Source organism: Psychroflexus sp. MES1-P1E (assembly GCF_002836055.1).
Classification (GTDB): domain Bacteria; phylum Bacteroidota; class Bacteroidia; order Flavobacteriales; family Flavobacteriaceae; genus Psychroflexus.
Genome location: NZ_PJBS01000193.1, coordinates 1 through 4,132 on the forward strand (window position 1 = coordinate 1; position 4,132 = coordinate 4,132).

General features: G+C 29.6%; 9 protein-coding genes. 8 read left to right on the forward strand and 1 reads right to left on the reverse strand.

Annotation, left to right across the window (positions count from 1 at the left end; all coding sequences use genetic code 11):
- The 8 genes from CXF67_RS18455 to CXF67_RS08500 all read left to right on the forward strand — a co-directional run.
- Window positions 1-216, forward strand: a 216-nt coding sequence (locus tag CXF67_RS18455) for a hypothetical protein (RefSeq protein ID WP_219621026.1), incomplete at its 5' end; no start/stop codon positions are given.
- A gap of 95 nt (window positions 217-311) precedes the next feature.
- Window positions 312-503: a MerR family transcriptional regulator gene (locus CXF67_RS08475; protein WP_102088364.1), complete on the forward strand. Its 192-nt coding sequence runs from the start codon at window positions 312-314 to the stop codon at window positions 501-503.
- 1 nt (window position 504) lies between these two features.
- Window positions 505-1,077 (forward strand): hypothetical protein, encoded by a 573-nt coding sequence (locus CXF67_RS08480; RefSeq protein WP_102088365.1) that lies wholly within the window; start codon window positions 505-507, stop codon window positions 1,075-1,077.
- A 30-nt stretch (window positions 1,078-1,107) separates the two neighbouring features.
- Window positions 1,108-1,479: a hypothetical protein gene (locus tag CXF67_RS08485; RefSeq protein WP_102088366.1), complete on the forward strand. Its 372-nt coding sequence runs from the start codon at window positions 1,108-1,110 to the stop codon at window positions 1,477-1,479.
- Window positions 1,457-1,642 carry a hypothetical protein gene (locus CXF67_RS17835; RefSeq protein ID WP_145990414.1) on the forward strand — a complete coding sequence of 62 codons (186 nt, stop codon included), beginning with the start codon at window positions 1,457-1,459 and terminating at the stop codon, window positions 1,640-1,642. Before CXF67_RS08485 ends, CXF67_RS17835 begins: the two co-directional genes overlap by 23 nt.
- The gene (locus CXF67_RS08490; RefSeq protein WP_102088367.1) at window positions 1,629-1,820 is read left to right on the forward strand and encodes a hypothetical protein; all 192 of its coding nucleotides are present in this window, start codon (window positions 1,629-1,631) and stop codon (window positions 1,818-1,820) included. The genes CXF67_RS17835 and CXF67_RS08490 overlap by 14 nt, the downstream gene beginning before the upstream one ends.
- 122 nt (window positions 1,821-1,942) lie before the next feature.
- Entirely contained in the window at window positions 1,943-2,554 is a 612-nt protein-coding gene (locus CXF67_RS08495) for a recombinase family protein (protein WP_102088368.1), read from the forward strand.
- On the forward strand, window positions 2,554-2,997 hold the full coding sequence (locus CXF67_RS08500) for a hypothetical protein (protein ID WP_102088369.1): 444 nt from the start codon (window positions 2,554-2,556) through the stop codon (window positions 2,995-2,997). Before CXF67_RS08495 ends, CXF67_RS08500 begins: the two co-directional genes overlap by 1 nt.
- Before the next feature lie 182 nt (window positions 2,998-3,179).
- Here the strand turns inward: CXF67_RS08500 and CXF67_RS08505 are convergent, their stop codons facing one another.
- Entirely contained in the window at window positions 3,180-4,043 is an 864-nt protein-coding gene (locus CXF67_RS08505; RefSeq protein WP_102088370.1) for a phospholipase D family protein, read from the reverse strand.
- Window positions 4,044-4,132 lie beyond the last annotated feature (89 nt).

The following is a 4,132-nucleotide window of genomic DNA, read 5'->3' on the forward strand; positions in this document are numbered from 1 at the left end:
ATTCTATTCTCGAAAATTTTTTTCAATCTGAATGGAAGTAAATCTGATTTATCAACCAAAGAGAGGAATAAGGCTCTACGACCCATTTTTATCAAATTGATACTTAAACCTATTTTCCAAGAATCTTACCACCTAGGAGAAGATGACCCAAAAGTCGTAAGAAAATTAAACGACACTATTAAATACTTGGAATCAATTCCTTACAAAAAAAATTAATACGATAGCGACGAATTTTGAATTTTCTTATTTTAAAACTCGTCGCTAGAAGCCACTTTCCTTGAATAATATTGTAACTCTTAAAATAAGTTACGATGAATTATATAACACGTAAAAAAGCCTCTCAGATGTTATCTGTAAGTGTCAAGACAATTGACAGATGGATAAGATGTGGGAGGATTTCTGCTTTCAAACCTTTTAATAGTTCTAAAGTTTTAATTGATAGGGACAGTCTTTCTCAAGAAAATCTTCAGTCATCTAGACCAACTTTTAAAAACAATTTCTAGTATGGGGATTTTTATATGTAAAAAGCATTTTAGGAAGAGGTCTAGAAAAGACCTTAACTCCATCAAAAACATAGGAGGTCTAAAAGAGGTGTTTTATTCTAGCGTATTTCAAAGTGAAACTAATGGTTGCTTTTATGAAGTGACCGACGTCCAAAAACAACGTTTCAAGAGAAACAAACTCATAAGTCACTTTTTTGAAAAGTTCAATGATAAAAATAGTTACCAGTTATTTGAATTTGGACTACCCTATGACATAAGTCAATCCATAAGTCCAATTACTCAAAAACTAAAAAGACGCTGCGAATCGAATGGCATTGAGCTTTTTGGCTACATCTGGGTTTATGACGTTGGAGAAGAAAATTTTGGTCAACACTATCATCTTGTACTTGCTACAAACCCAATCATAGAACAGAAATACCCCGATGCCCTTAAAATGGACTTTAAGAAAAAAAATATACATGGTGCTTTTATTAGAAATGCTAAACGTCTAGAAAGATATTTAAAGGTAAAACCTGTATTTGAACGTGGTTACAGGAAAAGATTATTTGGTAAATCTAATAGCCTAAAATTCTAAGAGATAAAAAAAATTTGATAAATAAAAGAAATGGAAAAACTAAAGAAATGCCCTTTCAGTGGTAAGTATTTTAAACCAAAGAGAAGTAATCAAAAGTTTGCTTCAAAGCGTAATCGGGTTGCATTCTATAATAGAAGATATAGAAACAGAAGATTACCTCTTAGTCGAATGAACCAAAAACTATTTCATAATTACAGCATATTGGAAATTGCTTTGGGAGATAAAGAAGAAACGAATGTAGAAATGAAATTGATAAAAGACAGAGGATTTGATTTTACCATTTTTACCCAAATCATGAAACATGAAAATGATACATATTTTGGTCTTTATGATTTAGCCTTTAAACAATTAGATAATAACATAATACAAATTAAAAGATATGAAACCAATACCATTATTTGAAGTAAACAACATGTTCCACGATAGGATGTCAAATCTCGAAATACCAGAACAAGGGATTGAACAAAATAAAGATAATGCCTGGTTAGGAATATTATTAATTCTAGCACTAACCTCAACGGCACTTTTAATAACCATTAAAAACAATTCTGATGAAAGAAAATAATTTAGTAGAAAAGGCAAAAGATGACCTTGTAAAAAATATAATCGATAGTAAAGTGGTAAAGGTTGCCAAGTTTACTGTTGTTGGATTTGCTCTAGTTTATGGGTTTGGTTATTTCTTTAAAATATTGGCATTCACTAAATCGAATTTCAATGATTTTAGAAAAACATTAAAATCATAAAAAATGGGTATACTTGAAATTGTGAGAGCTATTTTTTACGAATTAAATAAAAACCTAAATGAAAACTTAGATAAATGCACAATTTAAGGGTGTAGAGATGACTAAGCTAAAAATAAGACAAAATGAAAGTTTTATACATAAGAACAAGTACAGTTGAACAAAATTCTGAGAGGCAGTCCATAAACTCATCTGATCATCAACTATTAATTGAAGATAAATGTTCAGGAGCCATCCCTTTTTTCGAACGGGAGGGAGGTAAAAAAATATTGTCTCTGTTGAGCTCAGGTGAGCTGGATGAATTGGTGGTACATCAGATTGATCGTTTAGGAAGAAACTTAATGGACATTTTAACGACTATCAAAGCCTTTACAGAAAATAAAATAAATATTCACTTTGTAAAGCAAGGCTTGAGAACACTCAATGACGATGGAAGTGTTAATGACATATCTAAGATGGTAATATCAATACTCGGAGTAGTTGCCGAAATGGAACGTAAAATGATTCGTGAGCGACAACTTGAAGGGATCGCTATAGCTAAGTCAAAAGGAAAATATAAGGGGAGGGCAGAAGGAACTTCAGAAGATTTAATCGATTTTCTTAGTAAACCAAAAAACAAAAAAGCTATTGAACTATTGAAGAAGGGATATAAGAATGTAGAAATCTCTAAAATTGTCGGCCTCCATCCAAATACTATAACTAAAGTCAAAAAAGTAATAATAAAAATTAATAAATAATGTGCACAAATTTAAATTTAGAATCGAGATTATATTCTCAAGATAAAACCATTGTAGTATATTTTTCTCACAGTAAATCAACTTATGGTACAGAAAATGAAAAACTAATTTTAGATTTTTTAAAGAATGAATTTAAAATAGAAGTAATTTGTCCAAATAACGATTTAGGAGACCTTATGTATCCACCCAATTATGCCCATGTAGCTTCTGAAGCTGACGTCTTATTCGTTTGGGGAGAATATAATGACGGACAGCTATCCAAAGGGTGTTTTGATGAACTAGAAGCTTCAATTCATAAAGGTAAAGAACTATATTTACTTGAGGTTCATGGAAGTATTTTGCATATTCGCTGGATTTCAAATATAGATAAGAATAAAGATTTTGATTTCTTCGATTATGGATATGCAACAAGTGCTGAATTAAAAAAGTTTGAATTGAAATAATTATTTTCTAAAACAATTATTATTTTCTAAAACAATTATTAGGCTTATTGAAATATGTTCACCTTTTACCTAATTCTTAACTCAAACACCTTTTTAAGTAAAAATCTGTAGAAAATCGATTATGAAAGCGTAGTGTAAAATTAGCTGAGTAAGATTATTAAATGTTAATTATAGAATGCGTTTTATTGTTCAATTAATTGTTCTGAGACTACTTTAATTACATTAAGAGCTTTGTTCATCTCAACCTTAACACCATCATTATTTATTTCAGTTTCAGGTGCGTTTCTTAAATCATATATATTTATTTTTTTATAATTCCAGTAAACTCTATTATTCGGCAGTAATTCATTGATTTTGGACCTTTTGTTTGACTTGATAGATTTATAAAACTTAGTATTGTCAAATAGAAAATTTATTTTACCTGAGACTTCTATCTCGACCCCTTCTACTGGATAACCTTTTATCTTCAAAATCTTATCTAAAATAACTTGATGTCCAGGTAATCTGTTTTTTAACACTTTATAAAGGTTAGGGAGATAAAAATTCCATTGTTCTTCAAAGCCTAGATGCTTTTGAAATATAACTTCTCTTGAGTTTGAACTACTACTTTCTTTAGTCTTTTCAATAATTGATGCATTTTTGATAGAATCAATTTCTCTCAAACTGTCTTCAAATATTTTTAGATCAATATCCTTTTCGACGAATATTCCCATTTCTCTATTGTTTTTTTCAGAAAACTCGTAAAGGTTCATAGATGTTATGATCATGGAATCTTCATTATGGTAGCATTTAGCATGAAGATTTTCACAAAAATAAAGCTCTAGGTTATTCAATACATCAAGTTTGCGTTGCTCATTAGCGTGAAGTTTGTTTTTGCCGTAAATTAGGGTGATTACTATTCCTCTGTTATCGGCATCCATGATTCTCTCAATTAAATTTTTACTTAATTTCAGGTAAGGAGTCACTAGCGTAAGTGAGGTTTTAGCGTTTAATATAATTTCTTCAATATAAAAAGAGGTAGCTACTGTTGTTAAAAATTTTGCCATAATTTATTATTGGAAATTACTTAATATTTTAATTTTTTTCGACAATACCTTATTTTTTATGATTTGATATTATCATTTTCTTTTTAGTT

What these genes read in the sequence shown, in the direction of transcription:
- CXF67_RS08505 (WP_102088370.1), bottom strand. Translation starts at nt 4,043, where the DNA reads ATGGCAAAATTTTTAACAACAGTAGCTACCTCTTTTTATATTGAAGAA.
- CXF67_RS17835 (WP_145990414.1), top strand. Translation starts at nt 1,457, where the DNA reads ATGAAACCAATACCATTATTTGAAGTAAACAACATGTTCCACGATAGG.
- CXF67_RS08480 (WP_102088365.1), top strand. Translation starts at nt 505, where the DNA reads ATGGGGATTTTTATATGTAAAAAGCATTTTAGGAAGAGGTCTAGAAAA.
- CXF67_RS08475 (WP_102088364.1), top strand. Translation starts at nt 312, where the DNA reads ATGAATTATATAACACGTAAAAAAGCCTCTCAGATGTTATCTGTAAGT.
- CXF67_RS08495 (WP_102088368.1), top strand. Translation starts at nt 1,943, where the DNA reads ATGAAAGTTTTATACATAAGAACAAGTACAGTTGAACAAAATTCTGAG.
- CXF67_RS08490 (WP_102088367.1), top strand. Translation starts at nt 1,629, where the DNA reads ATGAAAGAAAATAATTTAGTAGAAAAGGCAAAAGATGACCTTGTAAAA.
- CXF67_RS08500 (WP_102088369.1), top strand. Translation starts at nt 2,554, where the DNA reads ATGTGCACAAATTTAAATTTAGAATCGAGATTATATTCTCAAGATAAA.
- CXF67_RS08485 (WP_102088366.1), top strand. Translation starts at nt 1,108, where the DNA reads ATGGAAAAACTAAAGAAATGCCCTTTCAGTGGTAAGTATTTTAAACCA.